General features: G+C 59.1%; 21 protein-coding genes, 2 tRNA genes, 2 rRNA genes and 1 pseudogene. 12 read left to right on the top strand and 14 right to left on the bottom strand.

The genetic code is table 11. The annotated features are described in order from the left end of the window. Window positions 1–21 precede the first annotated feature (21 nt). The 3 genes from prpC to prpF all read left to right on the top strand — a co-directional run bounded on the left by prpC (window position 22) and on the right by prpF (window position 5,178). Entirely contained in the window at window positions 22–1,149 is a 1,128-nt protein-coding gene (gene prpC / locus PSH91_RS18430; RefSeq protein ID WP_047228279.1) for a 2-methylcitrate synthase, read from the top strand. 200 nt (window positions 1,150–1,349) lie between these two features. Next, window positions 1,350–3,941 (top strand): Fe/S-dependent 2-methylisocitrate dehydratase AcnD, encoded by a 2,592-nt coding sequence (acnD, locus tag PSH91_RS18425; RefSeq protein WP_305466428.1) that lies wholly within the window; start codon window positions 1,350–1,352, stop codon window positions 3,939–3,941. Between the two features lie 43 nt (window positions 3,942–3,984). After that, window positions 3,985–5,178 carry a 2-methylaconitate cis-trans isomerase PrpF gene (prpF, locus tag PSH91_RS18420; protein ID WP_305466426.1) on the top strand — a complete coding sequence of 398 codons (1,194 nt, stop codon included), beginning with the start codon at window positions 3,985–3,987 and terminating at the stop codon, window positions 5,176–5,178. Between the two features lie 305 nt (window positions 5,179–5,483). Here prpF and PSH91_RS18415 read toward each other — a convergent pair whose 3' ends face one another. The 10 genes and pseudogenes from PSH91_RS18415 to soxR all read right to left on the bottom strand — a co-directional run bounded on the left by PSH91_RS18415 (window position 5,484) and on the right by soxR (window position 12,927). Further along, window positions 5,484–6,383 (bottom strand): metal ABC transporter solute-binding protein, Zn/Mn family, encoded by a 900-nt coding sequence (locus PSH91_RS18415; protein WP_305466424.1) that lies wholly within the window; start codon window positions 6,381–6,383, stop codon window positions 5,484–5,486. Beyond that, entirely contained in the window at window positions 6,384–7,283 is a 900-nt protein-coding gene (locus PSH91_RS18410; protein WP_047228283.1) for a metal ABC transporter permease, read from the bottom strand. Continuing rightward, window positions 7,283–8,036, bottom strand: a pseudogene (locus tag PSH91_RS18405) (metal ABC transporter ATP-binding protein). The gene PSH91_RS18410 and the pseudogene PSH91_RS18405 overlap by 1 nt, the downstream one beginning before the upstream one ends. Next, window positions 8,033–8,959 carry a metal ABC transporter substrate-binding protein gene (locus PSH91_RS18400; RefSeq protein ID WP_047228285.1) on the bottom strand — a complete coding sequence of 309 codons (927 nt, stop codon included), beginning with the start codon at window positions 8,957–8,959 and terminating at the stop codon, window positions 8,033–8,035. Before PSH91_RS18400 ends, PSH91_RS18405 begins: the two are co-directional and overlap by 4 nt. Before the next feature lie 35 nt (window positions 8,960–8,994). Beyond that, window positions 8,995–9,570, bottom strand: coding sequence for a DUF6162 family protein (locus tag PSH91_RS18395; protein WP_139049503.1), 576 nt, complete (start codon window positions 9,568–9,570; stop codon window positions 8,995–8,997). Continuing rightward, complete coding sequence (locus PSH91_RS18390) at window positions 9,567–9,893, bottom strand: hypothetical protein (protein ID WP_173406721.1); 327 nt, start codon at window positions 9,891–9,893, stop codon at window positions 9,567–9,569. Before PSH91_RS18390 ends, PSH91_RS18395 begins: the two co-directional genes overlap by 4 nt. Continuing rightward, complete coding sequence (locus PSH91_RS18385; RefSeq protein ID WP_047228288.1) at window positions 9,890–10,429, bottom strand: hypothetical protein; 540 nt, start codon at window positions 10,427–10,429, stop codon at window positions 9,890–9,892. Before PSH91_RS18385 ends, PSH91_RS18390 begins: the two co-directional genes overlap by 4 nt. After that, window positions 10,426–11,640 carry a PepSY domain-containing protein gene (locus PSH91_RS18380; protein ID WP_047228289.1) on the bottom strand — a complete coding sequence of 405 codons (1,215 nt, stop codon included), beginning with the start codon at window positions 11,638–11,640 and terminating at the stop codon, window positions 10,426–10,428. The genes PSH91_RS18385 and PSH91_RS18380 overlap by 4 nt, the downstream gene beginning before the upstream one ends. Before the next feature lie 267 nt (window positions 11,641–11,907). Further along, entirely contained in the window at window positions 11,908–12,369 is a 462-nt protein-coding gene (locus PSH91_RS18375) for a VOC family protein (RefSeq protein WP_305466422.1), read from the bottom strand. A gap of 105 nt (window positions 12,370–12,474) precedes the next feature. Further along, complete coding sequence (gene soxR, locus PSH91_RS18370) at window positions 12,475–12,927, bottom strand: redox-sensitive transcriptional activator SoxR (protein WP_305466420.1); 453 nt, start codon at window positions 12,925–12,927, stop codon at window positions 12,475–12,477. Window positions 12,928–13,023: 96 nt separating this feature from the next. On the opposite strand from soxR, the gene PSH91_RS18365 reads away from it, so the two are divergent. The 4 genes from PSH91_RS18365 to PSH91_RS18350 all read left to right on the top strand — a co-directional run bounded on the left by PSH91_RS18365 (window position 13,024) and on the right by PSH91_RS18350 (window position 16,406). Further along, on the top strand, window positions 13,024–13,389 hold the full coding sequence (locus PSH91_RS18365) for an antibiotic biosynthesis monooxygenase (protein WP_047228291.1): 366 nt from the start codon (window positions 13,024–13,026) through the stop codon (window positions 13,387–13,389). 116 nt (window positions 13,390–13,505) lie between these two features. Then, window positions 13,506–13,772 carry a hypothetical protein gene (locus PSH91_RS18360; RefSeq protein ID WP_047228292.1) on the top strand — a complete coding sequence of 89 codons (267 nt, stop codon included), beginning with the start codon at window positions 13,506–13,508 and terminating at the stop codon, window positions 13,770–13,772. Between the two features lie 101 nt (window positions 13,773–13,873). After that, window positions 13,874–14,488 (top strand): LysE family translocator, encoded by a 615-nt coding sequence (locus PSH91_RS18355; RefSeq protein ID WP_076383868.1) that lies wholly within the window; start codon window positions 13,874–13,876, stop codon window positions 14,486–14,488. Between the two features lie 109 nt (window positions 14,489–14,597). Continuing rightward, the gene (locus PSH91_RS18350; RefSeq protein WP_305466417.1) at window positions 14,598–16,406 is read left to right on the top strand and encodes an aminopeptidase P family protein; all 1,809 of its coding nucleotides are present in this window, start codon (window positions 14,598–14,600) and stop codon (window positions 16,404–16,406) included. Between the two features lie 9 nt (window positions 16,407–16,415). On the opposite strand, the gene PSH91_RS18345 is transcribed toward PSH91_RS18350, so the two are convergent. Continuing rightward, entirely contained in the window at window positions 16,416–17,006 is a 591-nt protein-coding gene (locus PSH91_RS18345; protein WP_076383870.1) for a 2-hydroxychromene-2-carboxylate isomerase, read from the bottom strand. Window positions 17,007–17,041: 35 nt separating this feature from the next. Next, window positions 17,042–17,770 carry an SDR family oxidoreductase gene (locus tag PSH91_RS18340; protein WP_047228296.1) on the bottom strand — a complete coding sequence of 243 codons (729 nt, stop codon included), beginning with the start codon at window positions 17,768–17,770 and terminating at the stop codon, window positions 17,042–17,044. Window positions 17,771–17,860: 90 nt separating this feature from the next. Here PSH91_RS18340 and PSH91_RS18335 point away from each other — a divergent pair, with 90 nt between their 5' ends. After that, window positions 17,861–18,430: a TetR/AcrR family transcriptional regulator gene (locus PSH91_RS18335; protein ID WP_076383872.1), complete on the top strand. Its 570-nt coding sequence runs from the start codon at window positions 17,861–17,863 to the stop codon at window positions 18,428–18,430. Between the two features lie 8 nt (window positions 18,431–18,438). Here PSH91_RS18335 and PSH91_RS18330 read toward each other — a convergent pair whose 3' ends face one another. After that, window positions 18,439–18,720, bottom strand: a complete 282-nt coding sequence (locus PSH91_RS18330; protein ID WP_047228298.1) for a hypothetical protein — start codon at window positions 18,718–18,720, stop codon at window positions 18,439–18,441. Window positions 18,721–18,886: 166 nt separating this feature from the next. Beyond that, window positions 18,887–19,774, bottom strand: a complete 888-nt coding sequence (gene rhtA, locus PSH91_RS18325; protein ID WP_076383873.1) for a threonine/homoserine exporter RhtA — start codon at window positions 19,772–19,774, stop codon at window positions 18,887–18,889. A gap of 672 nt (window positions 19,775–20,446) precedes the next feature. On the opposite strand from rhtA, the gene PSH91_RS18320 reads away from it, so the two are divergent. The 4 genes from PSH91_RS18320 (at window position 20,447) to PSH91_RS18305 (ending at window position 25,368) form a co-directional block, all read left to right on the top strand. Further along, window positions 20,447–21,982 (top strand): 16S ribosomal RNA (locus PSH91_RS18320). 65 nt (window positions 21,983–22,047) lie between these two features. After that, window positions 22,048–22,124: transfer RNA gene (locus tag PSH91_RS18315), tRNA-Ile, on the top strand. Between the two features lie 27 nt (window positions 22,125–22,151). Further along, window positions 22,152–22,227, top strand: a tRNA-Ala gene (locus tag PSH91_RS18310). A 248-nt stretch (window positions 22,228–22,475) separates the two neighbouring features. After that, a 23S ribosomal RNA gene (locus PSH91_RS18305) occupies window positions 22,476–25,368 on the top strand. Together the 16S and 23S rRNA genes with 2 tRNA genes alongside form the textbook arrangement of a ribosomal RNA operon. Window positions 25,369–25,433: the final 65 nt, after the last annotated feature.

Here is a 25,433-nt window from a genome sequence, read left to right as displayed (position 1 = left end):
CTAAAAAAATGGAGACAGCAAATGGCCGAAGCAAAAGTACTCAGTGGCGCCGGGCTCCGTGGCCAGGTGGCCGGGCAAACCGCATTGTCCACCGTAGGCCAGTCAGGAGCCGGCCTGACCTATCGCGGTTACGACGTCCGCGAACTGGCGGCTGACGCGCAATTTGAAGAAGTGGCTTATCTGCTGCTGTACGGCGAGCTGCCGACCCAGGCGCAACTGGACGCCTACACAGGCAAACTGAGCCAATTGCGGGACTTGCCCCAAGCCTTGAAAGAGGTGTTGGAGCGCATTCCCGCCGACGCCCACCCAATGGACGTGATGCGCACCGGCTGCTCGTTCCTGGGCAACCTGGAACCGGAGCTGAATTTCTCCGAACAGCATGACAAGACCGACCGCCTGTTGGCCGCGTTCCCGGCGATCATGTGCTACTGGTATCGCTTCAGCCACGAAGGCCAGCGCATCGAGTGTGTGACCGACGAAACCTCCATCGGCGGCCATTTCCTGCACCTGTTGCATGGCAAGAAGCCGAGCGAGCTGCACGTCAAGGTGATGAACGTCTCGCTGATTCTGTATGCCGAGCACGAGTTCAACGCCTCGACCTTCACGGCGCGGGTGTGTGCCTCGACCCTGTCTGACCTGTTTTCCTGCATCACCGCCGCCATCGGTTCGCTGCGCGGCCCGTTGCATGGTGGGGCCAACGAAGCGGCGATGGAGATGATCCAACGCTTCCAGTCGCCGGAGGAGGCGATCAAGGGCACCCTCGGGATGCTCGAGCGCAAGGACAAGATCATGGGCTTCGGCCACGCGATCTATAAGGACAACGACCCGCGCAACGAGGTGATCAAGGGTTGGTCGAAAAAACTTGCCGACGAGGTGGGTGACACGGTGCTGTTCCCGGTTTCCGAGGCCATCGACAAGACCATGTGGGAGCAGAAAAAACTGTTTCCCAACGCCGATTTCTACCATGCCTCGGCGTACCACTTCATGGGCATCCCGACCAAGCTGTTCACGCCGATCTTCGTTTGCTCGCGCCTGACGGGCTGGGCCGCCCACGTCTACGAACAACGTGCCAACAACCGCATCATCCGACCGAGCGCCGAATACACCGGCGTCGAACAGCGCAAGTTCGTGCCAATCGAACAACGCTGAACTGGAGGGCGCTGACGCTGCAACTGAAGGAACCGAAAACCATTGTGGGAGCGAGCCTGCTCGCGATAGCGGTGGGCCAGACGACATCGATGTCGGCTGCGACTCAGTCATCGCGAGCAGGCTCGCTCCCACAGGGGAACAGGTTCACTTCAGTAGCTGCGCCAACCCCTTCTGAAACCACCGTGACCCGAGTGCTGACGATGAACACAGAATTTCGCAAACCGCTGCCCGGCACTTCGCTGGATTATTTCGACGTTCGCGGGGCCGTGGATGCCATCCGGCCTGGCGCTTACGATGGCCTGCCGTATACCTCCAGGGTGCTGGCGGAAAACCTGGTGCGTCGCTGCGATCCGGCGACGCTGGGCGAGTCGCTGCTGCAACTGATCGAGCGCAAGCGCGATCTGGACTTCCCATGGTTTCCGGCCCGGGTAGTGTGCCATGACATCCTCGGCCAGACCGCCCTGGTAGACCTGGCCGGCCTGCGCGACGCCATTGCCCTGCAGGGCGGCGATCCGGCGCAGGTCAATCCGGTGGTGCCGACCCAGTTGATCGTCGACCACTCCCTGGCGGTGGAAAGCGGCGGGTCCGATCCCCAGGCGTTCGCCAAGAACCGCGCCATTGAAGACCGGCGCAACGAAGACCGCTTTCACTTCATCAACTGGACCAAGAAAGCCTTCAAGAACGTCGACGTGATCCCGCCGGGCAATGGGATCATGCACCAGATCAACCTGGAAAAAATGTCACCGGTGATCCAGCAGCGTGACGGCGTGGCGTTCCCCGATACCTGCGTGGGCACTGACAGCCACACCCCCCACGTCGATGCCTTGGGCGTGATCGCCATTGGCGTTGGCGGCCTGGAAGCCGAAAGCGTGATGTTGGGGCGTGCCTCGTGGATGCGCCTGCCGGAAATCATTGGCGTCGAGCTGACCGGCAAGTTGCAACCGGGCATCACCGCCACCGACATGGTGCTGGCGCTGACCGAATTCCTGCGCAAACAAAAAGTCGTCGGTGCCTGGCTGGAGTTTTTCGGTGAAGGCGCCAGCGCCCTGACCTTGGGCGACCGCGCGACCATTTCCAACATGGCCCCGGAATACGGCGCCACGGCGGCGATGTTCTACATCGACCAACAGACTATCGATTACCTGAAGCTCACCGGCCGCGAAGACCAGCAGGTTCAACTGGTCGAGACCTACGCCAAGCAGGCAGGCCTGTGGGCCGACACGCTCAAGGGCGCGCAATACGAGCGCGGCTTGACCTTTGATCTGTCGTCGGTGGTGCGCAACATGGCTGGTCCCAGCAACCCCCACGCCCGCGTCGCGGTGTCGGATCTGGCCGCCAAAGGTATCTCCGGTCAGTGGGACGATGTGCCCGGGCAAATGCCCGACGGCGCGGTGATCATCGCCGCCATCACCAGTTGCACCAACACCAGCAACCCACGCAACGTGATCGCTGCCGGCCTGCTGGCGCGCAACGCCAACCGCCTGGGCCTGACCCGCAAGCCATGGGTCAAGTCGTCCCTGGCGCCGGGGTCGAAAACCGTGGCGCTGTACCTGGATGAAGCCGGTCTGACCAAAGAGCTGGAGCAATTGGGTTTTGGTGTCGTGGCCTTCGCCTGCACCACCTGCAATGGCATGTCCGGTGCGCTGGACCCGCTGATCCAGCGGGAAATCATCGACCGCGACCTGTACGCCACCGCTGTGTTATCGGGCAACCGCAACTTCGATGGGCGCATCCATCCGTACGCCAAACAGGCGTTCCTTGCCTCGCCGCCGCTGGTGGTGGCCTATGCCATCGCCGGGACCATCCGCTTCGACATCGAGAAGGATGTGCTGGGCGTGGTGGACGGTCGCGAGATCCGCCTCAAGGACATCTGGCCGAGCGACGAAGAAATCGATGCGGTGGTCAAGGCCTCGGTGAAGCCGGAGCAGTTCCGTCAGGTGTACATCCCGATGTTCGCCATCCAGGAGGACACCGGGCCAAAAGTGACGCCGCTGTATGACTGGCGCCCGCAAAGCACCTATATCCGTCGCCCGCCGTATTGGGAAGGAGCGCTGGCCGGTGCGCGGCCGCTCAAGGGCATGCGTCCGCTGGCGGTGCTGCCGGACAACATCACCACCGACCACCTGTCGCCATCCAACGCCATCATGCTCGACAGTGCCGCTGGCGAATACCTGGCGAAAATGGGCCTGCCGGAAGAAGATTTCAACTCTTACGCAACCCATCGGGGCGACCATTTGACCGCCCAGCGTGCGACCTTCGCCAACCCGAAACTGTTCAACGAGATGGTCCAGGAAAACGGCAAGGTCAAGCAGGGTTCTCTGGCCCGGGTCGAGCCGGAAGGCCAGGTCATGCGCATGTGGGAAGCCATCGAAACCTACATGGAGCGCAAGCAGCCGCTGATCATCATCGCCGGTGCCGACTACGGCCAGGGTTCGTCCCGGGACTGGGCGGCCAAGGGCGTGCGTCTGGCCGGTGTCGAGGCGATTGCCGCTGAAGGTTTCGAGCGTATCCACCGCACCAATCTGGTGGGGATGGGGGTGTTGCCGCTGGAGTTCCAGCCGGGCACCGATCGCAAGACCCTGGGCATCGACGGCAGCGAGGTCTATGACGTGATCGGCGAGCGCACCCCGCGTGCGACGCTGACTCTGGTCATCACCCGCAAGAACGGCGAGCGCGTCGAAGTGCCGGTGACCTGCCGTCTCGATACCGCCGAAGAAGTGTCGATCTACGAAGCCGGCGGCGTATTGCAGCGCTTTGCCCAGGATTTCCTGGAATCGGCGGTTGCCGTCTAAATCACAGCTGCGGGCACCCTTGCGGGCCCGCTTGAGGAGCATCATGGCTCACGCACCGCAAATCAGAATCCCCGCCACTTACATGCGTGGTGGCACCAGCAAAGGCGTGTTCTTCAGCTTGCAGGACCTGCCCGAAGCGGCCCGCGTTCCCGGCTCGGTCCGGGATGCTTTGCTGCTGCGGGTGATCGGCAGCCCCGATCCATACGAGAAGCAGATCGATGGCATGGGCGGCGCAACGTCGAGCACCAGCAAGACCGTGATCCTGTCCAAGAGCACCCGAGCCGATCACGATGTCGATTACCTGTTCGGCCAAGTGTCCATCGACAAGCCGTTCGTGGACTGGAGCGGCAACTGCGGCAACCTGTCGGCGGCGGTCGGTTCATTCGCCATCAGCAGTGGTTTGGTGGACGCCAGTCGCATCCCACAAAACGGCGTGGCCGTGGTGCGGATCTGGCAAGCCAATATCAGCAAGACCATCATCGCCCATGTGCCGATCACCGACGGCGCGGTGCAGGAAACCGGTGACTTCGAGCTCGACGGCGTGACCTTTCCGGCGGCTGAAGTGCAACTGGAATTCATGGACCCGGCGGCCGAGGAGGAGGGCGGTGGCGGCTCGATGTTTCCCACCGGCAACCTGGTGGACGACCTTGAGGTGCCTGGTGTTGGTACCTTCAAGGCGACCCTGATCAACGCCGGCATCCCGACGATCTTCATCAATGCCCGGGACGTTGGTTATACCGGCACCGAATTGCAGGGCGCCATCAATGGCGATCCCAAGGCCCTGGCCATGTTCGAAACCATCCGTGCCCACGGCGCCTTACGCATGGGCCTGATTCAGCATCTGGACGAAGCCGCCCAGCGCCAGCACACGCCGAAGGTGGCGTTTGTCGCACCGCCGGCGGACTACATCTCCTCCAGCGGTAAAGCCGTGACGACGCGGGACGTCGATTTGCTGGTGCGAGCACTGTCCATGGGCAAACTGCACCACGCGATGATGGGCACCGCGGCGGTCGCCATCGGCACGGCGGCGGCGATCAGCGGCACGCTGGTGAACCTGGCGGCCGGCGGCATCGACCGCAACGCTGTGCGCTTCGGCCATCCCTCCGGCACCTTGCGCGTCGGCGCCGAGGCCAGCCAGGTCAATGGCGAATGGACCGTGAAAAAAGCCATCATGAGCCGCAGCGCGCGGGTATTGATGGAAGGGTTTGTGCGGGTACCGGGGGATGTTCTGAACTGACACTTGACCCAGGCAAACCCGTGGTGAACGCGGCGTCTGCGAGCATCCGCGATCAAAACTGTGGGAGCGAGCCTGCTCGCGATAGCGATGGTACAGCCCGCAAAGAGGTTGGATGTGCCGGCCTCATCGCGAGCAGGCTCGCTCCCACAGTGGATTTGTGGTGAGCACAGAATCTGCGAACATCCGCGATTGAACCTGTGGGAGCGAGCCTGCTCGCGATGAGGCCGGCACAGTCAGCATTGATGTCGCCTGATACACCGCTATCGCGAGCAAGCCCGCTCCCGCAGGGGCGCGCATTCCTGCAATCAGCCCCCTGTCAACGCGGTGACGACCAGGTCCACATTGCTCTCCAGCTCCGCCACCGGGTCGGCGGCGTCGGTGCTCAGGACCAGTAACTGACTGCCGCCCTCAGTGATGGCTGCTTTCACGGCATTCGCGGGCTGGCGATGATGCAGCACCCGCTTCACATCGTTGTCTTTCAACGTGGCGGTCAATTGCTTGAGGGCTTCGGGTGTCCATTCGGCGTCGGGCCGGGCATCGGTGCTGATCCCGTCCAGATTCAAGCCGCTGATCAAGTAGCCAAAATGCTCGCTCAGGCTGACCACGCTCAGGTTGTCGGCACTGGCCAGGCGCTTTTCACTGTCGGCGCTGAGCTTGAGCAGGCGCTGCTTGAGCGCCGCCAGGTTGGCGTCGATCTTCGGTTTGGCCGTTGGTGCCAGGCGCACCAGGTCGGCGGCAATGACATCGGCCATCCGTCCCAGGTTATGGCTGGCCATCCACGGTTGGCTCGCCAGGCCATCGACCGATCCCGGTTGCACGGCGATGCCGGGCAGGGCGCCGTCCACCGGGCGGGCGGCATCGACTTCGACGATGCGGATATTGCTGCGGCGGGCCATGGGGTACAGCGGATCATCCGGCCACAACGAACGCAGCCCGATCACCGCGTCGGCATCGCTGGCCAGCTTGCTCAGGGCCGGCGCGCCACGGCCGCTGAAGTAGGCATTCTGGCGCGTACCGGGCAGATTGGCCGGCGCGGCGCGCTCCAGGCTGACATCGGTGCCCTTGAGCAACGCTTCACCCAAGCCGTAGGTGACCGGCAACGAAGCAAGCAGGCGCACCGGTGTGCCTTCGGCGGCGAAAGAAGGGCTGTTTACCAGGCCGCACAGGGCCACGGCCAATGCCAGTTGTCGCAATGAAAAAACCATTTATCCAAGATTCCCTTTGAGGCTGGGGACAACACCCCGGGCAATGGCGGCCAGGGCAAATGCGATGCCGGCCACGAGAATGATCGCGGCACCGGACGGGATCGGCAGGTCGAAGACAATCGGTGCGAGAATCCCGCACAGGGTGCTGACGGTTGCGATCAGCACGGAGCACCAGAAAAACCCTTTCAACGACTGGCTGAGCAGACGCGCCGCTGCTGCCGGAATCACCAGCAAGGCCCCCACCAGAATCGCGCCGATGACTTTTACCGCCGCCACGGTGATCAGCGTCACCAACACCACGAACAGGTAATCCAGCGTCTTGACCGCCACCCCGCGCACCGCCGCCAGTTGCGGGTTGAAACTGGCGAGCATGATGCGGTTGTACAGCGGCAACGCCAAAGCCATCACCAGTGAGCCGACCACCGCCAGCACCAGCAGGTCATTGCCATTGACCGTCAGCACCGAGCCGAACAGCACGTTTTCCAGGATGTGCACGTTGATCTTGCCCGCTAGGATCAGCAGCAGGCTGGCGCCCAGGGCCAGGGACACCGAGAGGAAAACGCCGATCAGCGTGTCCGGTGCCAGGCCGGTGCGGTTGCGCAGGTAATTGAGCAGGATGCCGAACAGCAGGCAATAGCCGAACAGGCTGCCGTAGGGCCCGGTGTAGGGTTCGCCGAGCAGGATGCCGACCGCCACGCCGGTCAGCGCCGCGTGGCCCACGGCTTCAGAGAAAAACGCGAAGCGCTTGACCACCACCAGCGTGCCGAGGCCACCCAGCACCGGGCCGATCAGCAGCCCGGCCAGCAACGCATTGACCACAAACCCGTAAGCCAGCGCTTCGGGCAGATAGCCGGACGACGCCCAGCCCTGGACCATCAAACGAAAGGCTTCGTAGCTCATCAGGCGGCGCTCCCGTTCGTGCGTGGATGGGTGGAAAACAGCGTCAGCAAGCGCTCCGGCGTCAGGGTCTGGCACGGCGGGCCATCGAACAGCACGCGGCGGTTCAGGCCGGTGACGCGGTCAGCCAGGCGTCCGACGGCTTCCAGGTCATGTTCGATCCACAGCACTGTGATGCCGGCCTGGCGCCAGTCTCGCAACAGGTGTTCAAAACACCTGGATGCCGGCCTCGTCCAGCGCCGACATCGGTTCATCCAGCACCAGCAGTTGCGGCGCAGGAATCAGCCCCTGGGCCAACAACACCCGCTGGCGTTCACCGCCGGACAGCGCGCCCATGCGACGCTTGCGTTTGTCCTGCATGCCGACCCGTTCCAGGGCCTGGCCGATAGCGCCGACGTAATGCTTGCTCAGGCCGAGAAAGGCCGGCCGGCGTTGGCACATCGCTGCCATGAAATCATCCACGGTCATAGGCAGGCCGCGGTCGAATTCCAAGGCTTGGGGCACATAGCCGATGACACCGGGCTCACCCGGCCATTGCAGGCTCAAGCGTCCCTGGTGGGGCATCTGCCCGAGCAAGGTCTTGATCAGCGAACTCTTGCCTCCGCCGTTCGGACCCACCAGCGCATGAATGCTGCCCGGCTGCACCTGGAAGGCCACGGCGTCGAGAATCGTGGTGCGGCCCAGGTCCAGGCTGACATCGTCGAACTCGATCAAGGGGCCGACGTGTTGCAAGGTGAGCGTTTCCTGGACAGTCATGCGCCGGACTCCTGAATGGCCCGGACCACGGTGTCGAGGTTGCCGGTCATTTCCTTTTCGTACTTCTCGGCGCTGTAGTCGCCGTAGGAAATGTGCGAGAGCGGGTACAGTTTTACCCCCGACTCCCGCTGGATGGTGTCGACGTAGGTGGACGGAAAGTCCATCTCCGAGAAGATCACTTTCACGTCCAGTTCGCGCAGTTGGTCGATGGTCTTCTTCAACTGGCTCGGGCTTGGCTCGATGCCATGGGCCGGCTCGACCACGGCGGTGACCTCCAGGCCGAATTCGCGCAGAAGGTAATCGTAGGCGGCGTGGACCGTGGCGACCCGCAACTCGGCATTGGGGGCCTGGGTCAACTTTGCCAGGGCCGCGGCACGCATTTGTCGCAGGCGCTTGCCATAGGCGCGGGCGTTCTGGGTGTATGCCTTGGCGTTGTCCGGATCAAGCTTGCCCAGCTCCCGGGCGATGTTATTGACCTGGGCAATGGAGGCGCTGATGGACAGGAAGGTATGCGGGTTCACGACCTTGCCGGCGCCCCGGGCAGCGATCCCGGTGGCAGCCAGCAGCGGTACGTTTTCATTGGCTTCGATCACGTTCACGTTCGGGGTTTCGCTGGCGGCGATCATCCGGTCGGCGAAATCGTCATGACCCACACCGTTGAGCACGATCACATCGAGCCCACTGATGCGCTTGATGTCCTCGGCACGAGGTTCGTAGGCGTGGGGGTTGAAGCCGGCCGGGATCAGCGGTACCACTTCGGCCTTGTCGCCGACGATGTTGGCCACGTAGCTGTAATAAGGATGCAGGGTGATGCCAATACGCAGGCGCTTGGCCGCTTCGGCGCTGGCCAGTGGTGTGAACAGACAGGCGAGCAGGCCGATCAGCAGGCCCAGCAAAGGGCGGCGTTGAAATGCAATAGACATGGGCAAACGGTCTTCTCTCGAATGAGGACGTGGGGTCAGTGCCGGTGCTGGCGGGTTACGCCGGCGTCGAACTGCGCGACGATCTGCTTCCAGCCGGCGGCGGACAAAGCGGTGTCGTCCAGATCGCTGGAGACGGCGACGCTGTTGCCGCGATTGAGCCAGATGTCCGGGACGGCGTCGGATGCTTCGCCGATGCGCATCAGAAATGAACCGGCGACGGATGGATTTGCACTGGCGCCGAAGTAGGCCCGGTTCTCCACCTGCTGCCAGACATGTCCGCCTCGGCTGACGGAACTGGCATCCTGAGCGAACGGGGCAAAGCCCTCTTCGGCCAGGATTTGCGGGGTGGGCAGGGACTGTTGCTCTTCGCGTAGCAGACGGATCTCATCCAGGGTCACCCGCAGGTCGGCATAGATGCCTTGCTCGGCAGCGCTGAGATCGCGGCGGGCGTCAACTTGATGGGCAGGCACCTCGCTGACGTCATGGGTTTCGCCGTGCCAGGCCACCACCGATCCGGCCACCAGAATGATGATCAGGCACAGCAGCAACACATACAGGGTTTCATGGCCGGCGCCGGCGGGACGGATCACTTGGGTGGTGGGATTGCTCATGGGGCCTCGATATCGGCTTGGTCGATTTCCACCACGTGGCCGGGGCCGGCGTCGAAGAGTACGTAGAACTCGGCGTTGGGCTTCTTGAATGTCAGCGTCGAATCGGCGCCGAGCTTGCCCGGCACCAGGATGGTTTCGTCGTAGCCGATCACATCCAGGGTCACGCCGGGCGCGCCACTGCCGTCGGAAAAACCGCCGGTGCACTGGATCTGCTCGGCGTCGATGGCCTTGCATTCACACATCGGGTTATGGGCCAGGGCGTTGCTGCTGGCACCTGCGCAGAACAGCAGCACCAGGCTGTTGAGATAGCCGCGGGCAGTCATGGTTGGGCTCCTTGGGTTTTCAGCCAGGCGATGGTGGCCGGCGAGGCCTGGCTCAGGGGTATGGAAGCCTGGTGCATCGAGCCGTCCCAGCCTTCAAGGGTGATCCACAGTTCGGCGTCGAGCCGGGTCTTTTGCGGCACCGGCAACAAGGCGCCCATGCGATAGGGCGAGCCGAAGAAAATCACCCCGGCGGCCCGCAGGCTGCGAGGTTTGCCGATACGTAGATAAGTAGCCTTGACCTGGCTGATGCAGCTTTGGCACAGCGCTGCGTTGAAGTGCTTCATATGGCCTGCCGGTCCATCGAGACGTGGCGCTTCGTCGCGAAACTCTGCAAGGCGCAGGCTCCAGGGGCCGACCTGGACTTCACCGACCTCCCGCTCACCCAGCCCGGCATCACCGCGGAACAACGCGGCTTCGGAGAAGTACTTGGGCATGAAACCCAGTGGGATCAGCAATAGCAGAACGTTGAGGTGAAAGCGCCATTTTTGCCAGAACACACTTAAACGCGATGGCTGCGCGGTGGTGGACGGGGTCACAGGTTGCCCTCCGGCGATTCACGGTGGATGGACGGCTGCAACAACGGCGCAGTTCGAGCTTGCCGGGAAGGTTTTTGGCTGCGCTTGAAGGCATTCGCGGTAGCCAGGGCGGTGCGTTTGGTCCAGATCAGCAGTCCGCTGAGGACCATCATGCTCATGATCAAACCGAAGAAGAACCAGATGAGCTTGATCCAGAGGCCGCCGAAGTCCCCGGTGTGCAACGGACGCATGGATTCGGTGACGAATTCCAGCGCTGTGCGGTCCGACAGCAGTCGCGAGGCGGCGACCTCACCGTTATAGGGATTGATGGTGGCGGTCTGGAACATCAGCGGATACCAACCGCGTCCACCGATTTCCAAGTGGCTGTAAGCGTTGCCGGGCAGGCTGACGAAGCTGGTTTCCAGGCCAGGGATTTGTTGGCGGGCGATTTCAATCGCGCGGTCCAGGTTCAGTTGTGATGGCGCGGTACCGTCGGCTGACAGTGGGACACTTTCACGTGACACCACCGGAATGACCGGTGCGCTGGAAATGGAAATCTGGTTGTCCGACAGCAACGCCTCGATCAGGAACCAGGTGCCGGTAATGGAAATGACCGCGATGAACCAGATCGACCAGATGCCGCTGAGCCTGTGGAAATCGCCCCAGAAAATGCGTGCGCCGTGGCGGATCCGCAGGGTCGGACGGAAAAAACCCTTCCAGAAACGCTTGTAGACCACCAGCCCGGTCACCAGGGATGCCAGCAGCGGCAGGCCGAGGAGTGACACCAGGTACCATCCCCAGCTGTAACCATTGGTGAACGGTACCAGCCACCAGCCATGCAGGGCACGGGTAAAACCTCTGAAATTGAACGTCGGCGCCGAGCCCTGGACGATGCCGCTGTATGGGTTGACGTAGATCTTGTCGGGGCGCCCGTCGGGGTAGGTCACGCCGACCTCCAGGGCAAAATGCGACTCATCCGGGCGTACGATGCTCTGCACCTGGGTTTGCGGCTGGGCTTGCTTGATGGCGGCGACGACCTGGTCGTAGCTGAGCAGCGCTGCGTCGTCCGAGGGTTTGCTGGCGCGCATCTCGGGATTGACCAGCCAGACGATCTCCTGGCTGACCACCGCCAGCGTGCCGGTGACGCAAACGATGAGGACGAAAAACCAGATGGGCAGTGCCAGCCAGCTATGAACCAGAAACCAGAGTTTGGAGCGGGATTTCTTCGACATGATTTGAACGTCTTGATTCGATGAAAGGCTCGGTATTACGGGCTTCGTAATCCCCTGAACCCTGAAAAGCCGGCCGTGGCTTTTGCCGACGCGACCTGCTGCATCTAATTAAGACGAACGAGCGATGGAAATCCCGAAGCGAAAGATGAAAGAAAATGTTTCGCGTTTGCGAACCGGATGTATTTCCCGCCCTGGCTCAAGCAAACCGCATGGACGGAAAACGCAAAACTGTGGCAAGGGGATAGGTCCCCTCGCCACCAGAGCAGGTCAGCCCTGCTGTTGAAACATCTCCCTGGCCCGCTGTTCAATCTGCTCCTGAGTCAGATCCTCCTTGTGCGTAGCCAGAAACCACACATGCCCAAAGGGGTCTTTCAAGGTGCCGCTGCGATCACCATAGAATTGATCCTTGACCTCGGAGATCACCGTGCCACCGGCGGCAATCGCTTGGGCGAACGCATTGTCCACATCTTCGACATAGAGATGCAGGCCTACCGGCACCGATTGCTCGGGGTTACCCAACGGCCCTTGATCACAAGGCGTGCCGAGCATGATCGGGCAATCGCCAATCCGCAGCTCGGCATGACCGACGCCCCCGTCCGGCATGTCCAGGCGCATGACCTCGGTGGCATTGAAGGCTTTTTTGTAGAACTCGATGGCTTCAGCGGCTTTTTGAATGCCCAGGTAGGGCGTGATGCTATGGAAACCTTCAGGAATGGCTTTGACACCCATGACGTTTCTCCTTGTTGTTATGGGGAGGCGAAGAGGGCCTCGCCGATTTGCGCCCATCCACTATAGGACAGCGACTTGGGGGCGGCGCATGACCCGACGAACGTTTCACGGCGCGTCCAGCAGATGCGCTCCCGGCCCGCGCTTGCCCAACACATCGCCCTGGTTACGCAGCGGGCACCCTTCCATCGACAGGCAGCCGCAACCGATGCAACCGTTGAGTCGATCGCGCAGCGCCATCAAGTGGTTGATGCGCTGATCCAGCTCGCGGCTCCACTGGGCTGAGAGGATCTTCCAGTCGTTCGCCGTTGGGGCGCGGTCGTCGGGCAAGGTTTTCAAGGCGCTGCCGATTTCGGCCAACGCAATGCCAAGGCCTTGGGCGACCTTGATCAGCGCCACACGTCGCAACACTTCCCGTGGATAGCGGCGTTGGTTGCCCTGGTTACGATTACTTTTGATCAGCCCCTTGGATTCATAGAAGTGCAGGGCGGTGACGGCCACGCCACTGCGGGCGGCCACTTGGCCGACGGTGAGTTCCTTGTGGACGTTTATCTGTGTCATCGCCTGCATTCTCTGCTTGACCTTGAGTTAACTAGAGGTTTTACCCTGCACGCCATCGGACCGCAAGATCCGCCCTACGTACAGCGAGGACCTTTCATGCAATCACCAAGGAACAATCAGAGTTTTACCCAGTTGATGGAGTTCGACATCGAACCTCAATGGCAACAGGCGCTGGTGACGGCCCTGTCAGAGCAGACCGAGCGGCTGGCCCGGGGGCATGCAGGATTTCTGAGTGCCAGTATCCAGGTCAGCGAGGACGGACGACGGGTTCTCAACTATTTGCATTGGCAAAACCGCGAGGCGGGCGAAGCGGCGTTTCAGAGTTTCGAGCGTGGTGAGCAGGATTTCTGGCGGCTGATCCAGGCCCACAGGGCCAAGGCCGTGACATTCGGCTCGTTCCAGGTGTTGCGCAACATCGAACGCAGTGCCGACAACGCCCTGCATTGCCAGTTGGTCGGTTAAGCGCAGCGGACGATCCGAGCCAGCAATACCCACTATCAAACGGGTTGATTTCTGCCGCGTGAAGGCGGCGGGTAGCCTTTGTTCATCGCCCCACTTCAGAACATTGGATACTTGCCATGAATCGGACTTTTGCTGTTTTGCTGCTGTTAACGGCCACTGTGTTGAGCGGCTGCGCCTCTTCGTCGCCGGAGTTGCGCCCCTACACCGCCGAAGAAACCCGTGAACTGGCCCTTGAAGCCTTGAATCGCCGGGGCCTGTCGTTTGAGGAATATCACGCGAAAAAAGCCGAGTTGCTCGGTCCTTCGCAGAAAAACGTGGGATTCGACGACCAGGGGCAAATGAGCGCCGAGCGAGCCATGAAGCGGTCTGGGCGGCCGAGCTGAGGACTGTACTGCTCGAAGTTTTGCCTAACTGTCCATGGGTTTGGCTCAGGACGTGGGGTAGGGTCATGACTTGACTGACCGTCCCATTGGATATGCCTGCCATGACCCTTTCGCTTGACCTGTTGCTGGGCTTCGCCCTGTTTGCCCTGGTGACCTCGATCACCCCCGGTCCCAACAACACCATGTTGCTGGCCTCGGGCGTCAATTTCGGTTTCAACCGCACGATTCCTCACATGCTGGGCATCACCTGCGGCTTCTTTTCCCTGGTGCTGGCGGTGGGGCTTGGCCTGGGCGCGGTGTTCCAGACCTACCCTCTGCTCTACACCGTACTGCGCTACGTGGGTGCGACCTACCTGTTGTACCTGGCGTGGAAAATCGCCCACTCCGGGCCGGTCTCTGAAAACCGGCCAGGGGACAGCACGCCCATCAGCTATTGGGGCGCGGCGGCGTTTCAGTGGGTCAATCCCAAGGCCTGGATCATGGCCATCGGCGCCATCAGCACCTACACGCCGCTTCAAGGTTATTTCTTCAATGTGCTGGTTATCGCTGCGGTGTTTGCCCTGATCAACCTGCCGAGCGTGAGCCTGTGGGTGGTGTGCGGCAGCCTGTTACGCAATCTTTTGCGTGATCGTCGCTGGCTGCGCCTGTTCAACTGGGGGATGGCGCTGTTATTGGTCGCCTCGTTGTATCCGTTGCTGCTCGAAAGCATCGGCTAAGGGCTGAGCTTGGGGCGGATGCCTGTTAAGCTCGCTGATCAGTCGCTGTGGTTGATATCCAGAGCCCTTGGTGCAAGCGAACAACACTATTTTACGAGCAGGAGAAACGATGAGTACCGAGCCTTTGACCCATGGACTGGTTCCCCAGCGCCTGGCCCGAATCCGCCAATTGATGAATCGCGAAGGCATTCACGCATTGCTGGTGCCATCGGCCGACCCGCATCTGTCGGAATACCTGCCGGGCTATTGGCAAGGACGGCAATGGCTGTCAGGGTTTCATGGCTCGGTTGGGACTCTGATCGTCACGGCGGACTTCGCGGGCGTCTGGGCGGACAGCCGTTATTGGGAGCAGGCCACCAAGGAGCTTGAAGGCAGCGGTATTGAACTGGTCAAGCTCATTCCCGGTCAGGCTGGCCCGCTGGATTGGCTGGCCGAACAGACGCCTGAAGGCGCAGCGGTGGCGGTTGATGGCGCGGTCATGGCTGTGGCCTCGGCCCGGACCCTGAGCGACAAGCTTCAGGCACGCGGGGCGCGGTTGCGCACCGACATGGATCTGCTCAAGGAGGCCTGGAGCGACCGCCCAAGCCTGCCGAGCCAACCGGTTTATGCCCATCTGCCGCCGCAGGCGACCGTCAGCCGGGTCGAGAAACTCGCCAAGCTGCGGGAAACCCTCAAGGAGCGCGGTGCCCAGTGGCATTTCATCGCCACGCTGGATGACATCGCCTGGCTGTTCAACTTGCGCGGTGCGGATGTGTCGTTCAACCCGGTATTCGTTTCCTTTGCCTTGATCAGCCAGCAACAGGCAACGCTGTTCGTGGCCCTGGATAAGGTCGATGCGTCGCTGCGTGCCGTTCTTGAACAGGACGGCGTGACCCTGCGTGATTACAGCGAAGCGGCGGCCGCATTACGGGAAGTGCCCAGTGGCGCGAGCCTGCAGATCGATCCGGCGCGGGTCACGGTCGGTTTGCTGGATAATCTGGACAGTGGCGTGAAGCTGGTCGAGGGACTCAACCCTACGACGCTGGCCAAGTCTCGCAAAAGCCTGGCCGACGCCGAGCACATTCGTCGGGCCATGGAGCAGGACGGTGCGGCGCTTTGCGAGTTCTTTGCCTGGCTGGAAAGCGCCTGGGGTCGCGAGCGCATTACCGAACTGACCATCGATGAGCACCTGACCGCCGCCCGTACACGCCGGCCGGAATTTGTCTCACTGAGCTTCAATACCATTGCCGCGTTCAACGCCAACGGCGCGATGCCCCATTACCACGCCACGGAGCAAGCCCACGCGGTCATCGAGGGCGATGGCTTGCTGCTGATCGATTCTGGCGGCCAATACCTGGGTGGTACCACCGATATCACCCGTATGGTGCCAGTCGGAACGCCTACCGTGGAGCAGAAGCGGGATTGCACTCGCGTGCTCAAGGGTGTGATTGCCTTGTCTCGCGCCAAATTTCCACGGGGCATTCTGTCGCCCTTGCTGGACGCCATCGCTCGCGCGCCGATCTGGGCCGAGCAGGTGGATTACGGGCACGGCACTGGCCACGGCGTCGGTTACTTTCTCAACGTTCATGAAGGCCCGCAGGTGATTGCCTATCAGGCCGCCGTCGCGCCGCAAACAGCGATGCAGGCGGGCATGATCACCTCTATCGAACCGGGCACTTATCGTCCGGGCCGTTGGGGGGTACGCATCGAGAACCTGGTGTTGAATCGCGAGGCGGGGAGCAGTGAGTTCGGCGACTTCCTCGAGTTCGAAACCCTGACCCTGTGCCCGATCGACACGCGTTGCCTGGAGCCGTCCTTGCTGACCCAGGACGAAAAAGACTGGTTCAACGCCTACCACGCCGAGGTTCAGCGTCGATTGAGCCCGTTGCTGGAAGGCGACGCGCTGCAATGGCTGAACACGCGGACGCTGGCGATCTGACCTAAGGCATCAGCCCAGGGCTTCACGGACGAAGTCCAGCCGATCCTGACCGAAGAACAGCTCGTCGCCGACGAACATGCTCGGGGCGCCGAACACGCCCCGTTTAATCGCTTCTTCGGTGGTGATCTTGAGTGCTTCCTTGACCTGCTCGTTGCTCGTCAGGGCCAGCACATGATCGGGATCAAAATGGCCCTGGTTCAACACCTCCGCGACTGTTGCCGGGTCGTTGAGATTGCGGCCGTCCACCCACAGGGCGCGAAACAGGCAATCGATGAAGGCCTCGAATCGTTCCGGATGGTGCAGTTGCATGCCGGTCACGGCGCGCATCAGTAACAGCGTATTGATCGGGAAGTGCGGATTGAGCTTGAAGTCAACGCCGTAGCGGTTGGCGAAGCGATTCAAATCCTTGAATAGATAAGGCCCCTTGGCCGGCACGGTAACCGGTGACGCATTGCCAGTCGCCTTGAAGACGCCGCCAAGCAGCATCGGACGGTAGATCAACTGGCTGTTGGTTTGCGCGCACAGGGTCGGTAGTTGGGTATAGGCCAGGTAGGTGGTCGGGCTGCCGAGGTCGAAGAAAAACTCCACGGATTTGCTCATGGTATCTGCGCTCTTGTTATTGTGAGGGGGGCGGTTTACCAGCGTTCGCTCCAGGGCCGCAGGTCCAGCTCGAAGGTCCAGGCGTCGCGGGGTTGGGCGTGCAGATACCAATAGTTGTCGGCGATGTGTTCGGGATTGAGAATGCCGTCCGCATCCTTGGTTGCATATTTTTCCGGAAAGTTATCGCGGATGAAGTCGGTGTCGATGGCGCCGTCCACCACCACATGGGCCACATGAATATTCATCGGCCCCAGTTCACGGGCCATGCTTTGGGCCAATGCGCGGATGCCATGTTTGGCCCCAGCGAAGGCGGCGAACCCTGAAGCCCCGCGCAATCCCGCCGTGGCCCCGGTAAACAGAATCGTCCCGCGCTGGCGCGAGGCCATGCGTTTGGCCACTTCCCGAGCATTGAGGAAACCGGAAAAACAGGCCATCTCCCAAATCTTGAAATATTTGCGCGCGGTCTCTTCAAGGATGCTGCAGGGCACGTTGGCGCCGATGTTGAATACAAAGGCTTCAATCGGACCGATCTGGCTTTCGATTTGCTCGATCAGCGCGACCACCTCGTCTTCCTTGCGCGCGTCACAGGCAAAACCATGCGCATCACCGCCCTGAGCCCGAATTGAATCGACCAATGGCGCGAGTTTGTCAGCGCTGCGGCGGGTAACACAGGCCACGAAACCTTCCTGCGCAAAACGTTTGGCTATTGCGCCTCCGGTGGCATCGCCTGCGCCAACAACCAGTACGACCTTCTTGTTATTCATGATTAGCCTCATTGGTAAACGATCGTTAGCTAAACGGACGTTATGCTAAGATCCGGCAAGCGTCAAGGTGGGCAATCAGAGGCCAGATATATGCGTTATTCAGCCAATCACAAATTGGAGACCCGAGAGAAACTGCTCGCCAGCAGTGCCATGTCCGCCAAGAAATCGGGGTTTTCCACTGTCGGTGTCGATGGCCTGATGAAGGCGATCGGCTTGAGCGGCGGGGCGTTCTACAGTCACTTCTCATCCAAGGATGAGCTTTTCAAGACGATCGTCGAGCGAGAGTTGGCGCAAAGCCTGGAGCGCTTGAGTGGTGAGAAGGTTCTGGACTCACAGAAACTGGAGCGATGTCTCAAGCAGTACCTGAGCATGAGCCACGTCGAACAGCCGGAGGCGGGGTGCGCGCTGCCGGTGCTGGGCGCTGAGATCGCGCGGTCCGACGTGCAGGTGAGGGAGGCGGCGCAAACATGGATCTGTCGTTTGCATGGAAGCTGGGCGCGGATATTGGGAAGCGAAAGCCTGGCCTGGGCCATTCTGTCGCAATGCGTGGGCGCGTTGGTTGTCGCCCGCATGCTGGCCACGCCAGAGGTCCAGCGTGATGTCCTCAAGTCCAGTCATGATGAGATCAGTCGTCGAATAGCCCAGCAGCGGCCGGACTGACCCGCTGCCTATTTACAGATGACGATCATGCTGCGACTGGTATAGCCGGCGGGGTTGAGTCCGAAAGGATAATCCCCCGGCTCCTCGACAGCGTCGCCCGACTTTGCGATCACCCTGTAACCTTTGGGGGCGCATGAGTTGGCGGCGCTGGCGGCGCATTGTTCCCAGGACGAGGACAAGCCGGAGCAGTTGATGTGCAAACCCTTTTTACCGCGTTTGACTTCAGTCTTTGTTGTCGCTGCGCAGCCCGCAATTGCAAGCACAACGATCAATATCAAAATTCGTTTCATTCCCGTCCTTATCACCGCCGCGGATCTTATGTCTGCTTGCGATTGTGTTCGCTTTTGCTTTAAGCGTTCGTGACGTCCTGTATGAAAATTCCATGTCTGACATTAGGTTACGGGCTAAACATGGCCTAAATGTGCGGTAAATACCAGAGCTTCGTTAAATCCTGCCTCAATCAACCGCGATGGCGGGCTTCGCGGCGCTACCCATCGTCAGCGTTGCGCCGACTGACGCCAGGATGATGCAGCCAATGGCGGCCCATTGAGCCAGGGATAAGTATTCCTGAAGAAACACCAGTCCTGAGAGCGCACCGAAGGCGGGTTCTATGCTCATGAGTGTGCCGAAAGTACGGGCTGGCATCCGTGTGAGGGAGATCATCTCCAGCGTGTAGGGCAGGGCAGTGGACAGAATGGCGACGCCAATGGCGATCGGAATCAGGCTCGGCGTCAGTAATGCGGCCCCTGCGTGGACGATACCGATGGGCGCGACGAAGAGGGCCGCGATCATTACCCCCAGTGCGGCGGTTTGCACGCCGTTGTCCGCGCCAGCCTTCTGGCCAAACAGGATGTACAGTGCCCAGCAGAATCCCGCACCCAGGGCATAACCGGCGCCGACCAGGTCAATACCGCTGCTGGTGGCTCCAGTGGGTATCAATAGAAGCAGGCCGGTGATCGCCAGGGCAATCCAGAGAAAATCGATGGCTCGCCGCGAAGCGTAAATGGCAACCGCCAGAGGACCGGTAAATTCCAGTGCCACGGCAATTCCCAGCGGAACCGTTTGCAGCGACATATAGAAAAGAAAGTTCATGCCGCCCAACGCCATCCCGTAAACGATCACGGTGCGCAGGGATTGAGCTGAGAGTTTGGCGCGCCATGGTCGCAGCAACAACAGCATGATGAGGCTGGCAAAGATAAGCCGCAGCGTCGTGGTGCCCTGTGCGCCCACAACCGGGAACATGCTTTTGGCAAGTGAAGCTCCCGACTGGATGGATGCCATGGCAATCAATAGAAGGGCGACCGGGTAAAGAGTGGTTGCCAGGCTGCGATGTGGGAGAGTCATTGCTAAGCGTCGTCCAAGATAAAAGCGGGGGGGAAGGCTGGTTTGCGCAATATACTGCGCAATCGCAGCGATTCCGTCTATATATAAGGAGGATTTCAGCGAGGTGCTTCTGGCTGGATAGAAAAATCAAATTAAGGGTTGACGGCAAATTCTGGAGGTCTATAATTCGCCCCACTTCCGGCGCAGTCGAAACGAAAACTCCTTGAGTTTCAATGAGTTAAACGATTTTAGGCAGCGCAGGGCTTCAGGTTATCGAAGCTTGGGAAGCAGTTAGTGGGGCGGTTTTTCTGGCTCCGTTAACGATTCGATCTTCTCGATCGAAAGCGGTCAAAAAGAGGTGTTGACAGCAGCGAGTAACGCTGTAGAATTCGCCTCCCGCTAACGAGAGATCGGAAGCGCAAGTGGTTGAAGTTGCAGAGGAAACTTTGAAAACTTCTTAAAATAACCGCTTGACAGATACACCGGGCGCTGTAGAATGCGCGCCTCGGTTGAGGCGAAAGGCTCAATCCACCGCTCTTTAACAACTGAATCAAGCAATTCGTGTGGGTGCTTGTGGAGTCAGACTGCTAGTCAACAGATTATCAGCATCACAAGTTACTCCGCGAGAAATCAAAGATGTAACCAACGATTGCTGAGCCAAGTTTAGGGTTTTCTCAAAACCCAAAGATGTTTGAACTGAAGAGTTTGATCATGGCTCAGATTGAACGCTGGCGGCAGGCCTAACACATGCAAGTCGAGCGGTAGAGAGGTGCTTGCACCTCTTGAGAGCGGCGGACGGGTGAGTAAAGCCTAGGAATCTGCCTGGTAGTGGGGGATAACGCTCGGAAACGGACGCTAATACCGCATACGTCCTACGGGAGAAAGCAGGGGACCTTCGGGCCTTGCGCTATCAGATGAGCCTAGGTCGGATTAGCTAGTTGGTGAGGTAATGGCTCACCAAGGCGACGATCCGTAACTGGTCTGAGAGGATGATCAGTCACACTGGAACTGAGACACGGTCCAGACTCCTACGGGAGGCAGCAGTGGGGAATATTGGACAATGGGCGAAAGCCTGATCCAGCCATGCCGCGTGTGTGAAGAAGGTCTTCGGATTGTAAAGCACTTTAAGTTGGGAGGAAGGGCATTAACCTAATACGTTAGTGTTTTGACGTTACCGACAGAATAAGCACCGGCTAACTCTGTGCCAGCAGCCGCGGTAATACAGAGGGTGCAAGCGTTAATCGGAATTACTGGGCGTAAAGCGCGCGTAGGTGGTTCGTTAAGTTGGATGTGAAATCCCCGGGCTCAACCTGGGAACTGCATTCAAAACTGTCGAGCTAGAGTATGGTAGAGGGTGGTGGAATTTCCTGTGTAGCGGTGAAATGCGTAGATATAGGAAGGAACACCAGTGGCGAAGGCGACCACCTGGACTGATACTGACACTGAGGTGCGAAAGCGTGGGGAGCAAACAGGATTAGATACCCTGGTAGTCCACGCCGTAAACGATGTCAACTAGCCGTTGGGAGCCTTGAGCTCTTAGTGGCGCAGCTAACGCATTAAGTTGACCGCCTGGGGAGTACGGCCGCAAGGTTAAAACTCAAATGAATGACGGGGGCCCGCACAAGCGGTGGAGCATGTGGTTTAATTCGAAGCAACGCGAAGAACCTTACCAGGCCTTGACATCCAATGAACTTTCCAGAGATGGATTGGTGCCTTCGGGAACATTGAGACAGGTGCTGCATGGCTGTCGTCAGCTCGTGTCGTGAGATGTTGGGTTAAGTCCCGTAACGAGCGCAACCCTTGTCCTTAGTTACCAGCACGTCATGGTGGGCACTCTAAGGAGACTGCCGGTGACAAACCGGAGGAAGGTGGGGATGACGTCAAGTCATCATGGCCCTTACGGCCTGGGCTACACACGTGCTACAATGGTCGGTACAGAGGGTTGCCAAGCCGCGAGGTGGAGCTAATCCCACAAAACCGATCGTAGTCCGGATCGCAGTCTGCAACTCGACTGCGTGAAGTCGGAATCGCTAGTAATCGCGAATCAGAATGTCGCGGTGAATACGTTCCCGGGCCTTGTACACACCGCCCGTCACACCATGGGAGTGGGTTGCACCAGAAGTAGCTAGTCTAACCTTCGGGGGGACGGTTACCACGGTGTGATTCATGACTGGGGTGAAGTCGTAACAAGGTAGCCGTAGGGGAACCTGCGGCTGGATCACCTCCTTAATCGACGACCGCAGCTGCTTCATGAGCTCCCACACGAATTGCTTGATTCATTGAAGAAGACGATTGGGTCTGTAGCTCAGTTGGTTAGAGCGCACCCCTGATAAGGGTGAGGTCGGCAGTTCGAATCTGCCCAGACCCACCAATTTCATGGTGTTCCCTGTAGAAATACGGGGCCATAGCTCAGCTGGGAGAGCGCCTGCCTTGCACGCAGGAGGTCAGCGGTTCGATCCCGCTTGGCTCCACCATTACAGATTGGCACCAACGTTTAAAGCTTAGAAATGAGCATTCCACCAAGACGGTGCTGAATGTTGATTTCTAGTCTTTTGATTAGATCGTTCTTTAAAAATTTGGGTATGTGATAGAAAGATAGACTGGACGTTACTTTCACTGGTAACGGATCAGGCTAAGGTAAAATTTGTGAGTTGCTCTTAGAGCATGCGAATTTTCGGCGAATGTCGTCTTCACAGTATAACCAGATTGCTTGGGGTTATATGGTCAAGTGAAGAAGCGCATACGGTGGATGCCTTGGCAGTCAGAGGCGATGAAAGACGTGGTAGCCTGCGAAAAGCTTCGGGGAGTCGGCAAACAGACTTTGATCCGGAGATGTCTGAATGGGGGAACCCAGCCATCATAAGATGGTTATCTTGTACTGAATACATAGGTGCAAGAGGCGAACCAGGGGAACTGAAACATCTAAGTACCCTGAGGAAAAGAAATCAACCGAGATTCCCTTAGTAGTGGCGAGCGAACGGGGACTAGCCCTTAAGTGGCTTTGAGATTAGCGGAACGCTCTGGAAAGTGCGGCCATAGTGGGTGATAGCCCTGTACGCGAAAATCTCTTAGTCATGAAATCGAGTAGGACGGAGCACGAGAAACTTTGTCTGAATATGGGGGGACCATCCTCCAAGGCTAAATACTACTGACTGACCGATAGTGAACTAGTACCGTGAGGGAAAGGCGAAAAGAACCCCGGAGAGGGGAGTGAAATAGATCCTGAAACCGTATGCGTACAAGCAGTGGGAGCCCACTTTGTTGGGTGACTGCGTACCTTTTGTATAATGGGTCAGCGACTTATTTTCAGTGGCGAGCTTAACCGAATAGGGGAGGCGTAGCGAAAGCGAGTCTTAATAGGGCGTCTAGTCGCTGGGAATAGACCCGAAACCGGGCGATCTATCCATGGGCAGGTTGAAGGTTGGGTAACACTAACTGGAGGACCGAACCGACTACCGTTGAAAAGTTAGCGGATGACCTGTGGATCGGAGTGAAAGGCTAATCAAGCTCGGAGATAGCTGGTTCTCCTCGAAAGCTATTTAGGTAGCGCCTCATGTATCACTGTAGGGGGTAGAGCACTGTTTCGGCTAGGGGGTCATCCCGACTTACCAAACCGATGCAAACTCCGAATACCTACAAGTGCCGAGCATGGGAGACACACGGCGGGTGCTAACGTCCGTCGTGAAAAGGGAAACAACCCAGACCGTCAGCTAAGGTCCCAAAGTTATGGTTAAGTGGGAAACGATGTGGGAAGGCTTAGACAGCTAGGAGGTTGGCTTAGAAGCAGCCACCCTTTAAAGAAAGCGTAATAGCTCACTAGTCGAGTCGGCCTGCGCGGAAGATGTAACGGGGCTCAAACCATACACCGAAGCTACGGGTATCACTTAGGTGATGCGGTAGAGGAGCGTTCTGTAAGCCTGTGAAGGTGAGTTGAGAAGCTTGCTGGAGGTATCAGAAGTGCGAATGCTGACATGAGTAACGACAATGGGTGTGAAAAACACCCACGCCGAAAGACCAAGGTTTCCTGCGCAACGTTAATCGACGCAGGGTTAGTCGGTCCCTAAGGCGAGGCTGAAAAGCGTAGTCGATGGAAAACAGGTTAATATTCCTGTACTTCTGGTTATTGCGATGGAGGGACGGAGAAGGCTAGGCCAGCTTGGCGTTGGTTGTCCAAGTTTAAGGTGGTAGGCTGAGATCTTAGGTAAATCCGGGATCTTAAGGCCGAGAGCTGATGACGAGTTACCCTTTGGGTGACGAAGTGGTTGATGCCATGCTTCCAAGAAAAGCTTCTAAGCTTCAGGTAACCAGGAACCGTACCCCAAACCGACACAGGTGGTTGGGTAGAGAATACCAAGGCGCTTGAGAGAACTCGGGTGAAGGAACTAGGCAAAATGGCACCGTAACTTCGGGAGAAGGTGCGCCGGTGAGGGTGAAGCACTTGCTGCGTAAGCCCACGCCGGTCGAAGATACCAGGCCGCTGCGACTGTTTATTAAAAACACAGCACTCTGCAAACACGAAAGTGGACGTATAGGGTGTGACGCCTGCCCGGTGCCGGAAGGTTAATTGATGGGGTTAGCTAACGCGAAGCTCTTGATCGAAGCCCCGGTAAACGGCGGCCGTAACTATAACGGTCCTAAGGTAGCGAAATTCCTTGTCGGGTAAGTTCCGACCTGCACGAATGGCGTAACGATGGCGGCGCTGTCTCCACCCGAGACTCAGTGAAATTGAAATCGCTGTGAAGATGCAGTGTATCCGCGGCTAGACGGAAGACCCCCCGTGAACCTTTACTATAGCTTTGCACTGGACTTTGAATTTGCTTGTGTAGGATAGGTGGGAGGCTTTGAAGCGTGGACGCCAGTTCGCGTGGAGCCATCCTTGAAATACCACCCTGGCAACTTTGAGGTTCTAACTCAGGTCCGTTATCCGGATCGAGGACAGTGTATGGTGGGTAGTTTGACTGGGGCGGTCTCCTCCTAAAGAGTAACGGAGGAGTACGAAGGTGCGCTCAGACCGGTCGGAAATCGGTCGTAGAGTATAAAGGCAAAAGCGCGCTTGACTGCGAGACAGACACGTCGAGCAGGTACGAAAGTAGGTCTTAGTGATCCGGTGGTTCTGTATGGAAGGGCCATCGCTCAACGGATAAAAGGTACTCCGGGGATAACAGGCTGATACCGCCCAAGAGTTCATATCGACGGCGGTGTTTGGCACCTCGATGTCGGCTCATCACATCCTGGGGCTGAAGCCGGTCCCAAGGGTATGGCTGTTCGCCATTTAAAGTGGTACGCGAGCTGGGTTTAGAACGTCGTGAGACAGTTCGGTCCCTATCTGCCGTGGACGTTTGAGATTTGAGAGGGGCTGCTCCTAGTACGAGAGGACCGGAGTGGACGAACCTCTGGTGTTCCGGTTGTCACGCCAGTGGCATTGCCGGGTAGCTATGTTCGGAAAAGATAACCGCTGAAAGCATCTAAGCGGGAAACTTGCCTCAAGATGAGATCTCACTGGGACCTTGAGTCCCCTGAAGGGCCGTCGAAGACTACGACGTTGATAGGTGGGGTGTGTAAGCGCTGTGAGGCGTTGAGCTAACCCATACTAATTGCCCGTGAGGCTTGACCATATAACACCCAAGCAATTTGCTGACCCGATACAGGGCACCAGATTGCGGTGTGTGAAGACGCTATG

This window comes from Pseudomonas sp. FP1154 (assembly GCF_030687245.1).
GTDB classification, from domain to species: Bacteria; Pseudomonadota; Gammaproteobacteria; order Pseudomonadales; family Pseudomonadaceae; genus Aquipseudomonas; species Aquipseudomonas rhizophila.
Note: the sequence above shows the minus strand (reverse complement) of the source record. Positions and strands in the feature narration are given on the sequence as shown.

Excerpts from the sequence above, each read along its gene's own strand:
- prpC (WP_047228279.1), top strand. The coding sequence starts at position 22 with ATGGCCGAAGCAAAAGTACTCAGTGGCGCCGGGCTCCGTGGCCAGGTG.
- acnD (WP_305466428.1), top strand. The coding sequence starts at position 1,350 with ATGAACACAGAATTTCGCAAACCGCTGCCCGGCACTTCGCTGGATTAT.
- prpF (WP_305466426.1), top strand. The coding sequence starts at position 3,985 with ATGGCTCACGCACCGCAAATCAGAATCCCCGCCACTTACATGCGTGGT.
- PSH91_RS18415 (WP_305466424.1), bottom strand. The coding sequence starts at position 6,383 with ATGGTTTTTTCATTGCGACAACTGGCATTGGCCGTGGCCCTGTGCGGC.
- PSH91_RS18410 (WP_047228283.1), bottom strand. The coding sequence starts at position 7,283 with ATGAGCTACGAAGCCTTTCGTTTGATGGTCCAGGGCTGGGCGTCGTCC.
- PSH91_RS18400 (WP_047228285.1), bottom strand. The coding sequence starts at position 8,959 with ATGTCTATTGCATTTCAACGCCGCCCTTTGCTGGGCCTGCTGATCGGC.
- PSH91_RS18395 (WP_139049503.1), bottom strand. The coding sequence starts at position 9,570 with ATGAGCAATCCCACCACCCAAGTGATCCGTCCCGCCGGCGCCGGCCAT.
- PSH91_RS18390 (WP_173406721.1), bottom strand. The coding sequence starts at position 9,893 with ATGACTGCCCGCGGCTATCTCAACAGCCTGGTGCTGCTGTTCTGCGCA.
- PSH91_RS18380 (WP_047228289.1), bottom strand. The coding sequence starts at position 11,640 with ATGTCGAAGAAATCCCGCTCCAAACTCTGGTTTCTGGTTCATAGCTGG.
- PSH91_RS18375 (WP_305466422.1), bottom strand. The coding sequence starts at position 12,369 with ATGGGTGTCAAAGCCATTCCTGAAGGTTTCCATAGCATCACGCCCTAC.
- soxR (WP_305466420.1), bottom strand. The coding sequence starts at position 12,927 with ATGACACAGATAAACGTCCACAAGGAACTCACCGTCGGCCAAGTGGCC.
- PSH91_RS18365 (WP_047228291.1), top strand. The coding sequence starts at position 13,024 with ATGCAATCACCAAGGAACAATCAGAGTTTTACCCAGTTGATGGAGTTC.
- PSH91_RS18360 (WP_047228292.1), top strand. The coding sequence starts at position 13,506 with ATGAATCGGACTTTTGCTGTTTTGCTGCTGTTAACGGCCACTGTGTTG.
- PSH91_RS18355 (WP_076383868.1), top strand. The coding sequence starts at position 13,874 with ATGACCCTTTCGCTTGACCTGTTGCTGGGCTTCGCCCTGTTTGCCCTG.
- PSH91_RS18350 (WP_305466417.1), top strand. The coding sequence starts at position 14,598 with ATGAGTACCGAGCCTTTGACCCATGGACTGGTTCCCCAGCGCCTGGCC.
- PSH91_RS18345 (WP_076383870.1), bottom strand. The coding sequence starts at position 17,006 with ATGAGCAAATCCGTGGAGTTTTTCTTCGACCTCGGCAGCCCGACCACC.
- PSH91_RS18340 (WP_047228296.1), bottom strand. The coding sequence starts at position 17,770 with ATGAATAACAAGAAGGTCGTACTGGTTGTTGGCGCAGGCGATGCCACC.
- PSH91_RS18335 (WP_076383872.1), top strand. The coding sequence starts at position 17,861 with ATGCGTTATTCAGCCAATCACAAATTGGAGACCCGAGAGAAACTGCTC.
- PSH91_RS18330 (WP_047228298.1), bottom strand. The coding sequence starts at position 18,720 with ATGAAACGAATTTTGATATTGATCGTTGTGCTTGCAATTGCGGGCTGC.
- rhtA (WP_076383873.1), bottom strand. The coding sequence starts at position 19,774 with ATGACTCTCCCACATCGCAGCCTGGCAACCACTCTTTACCCGGTCGCC.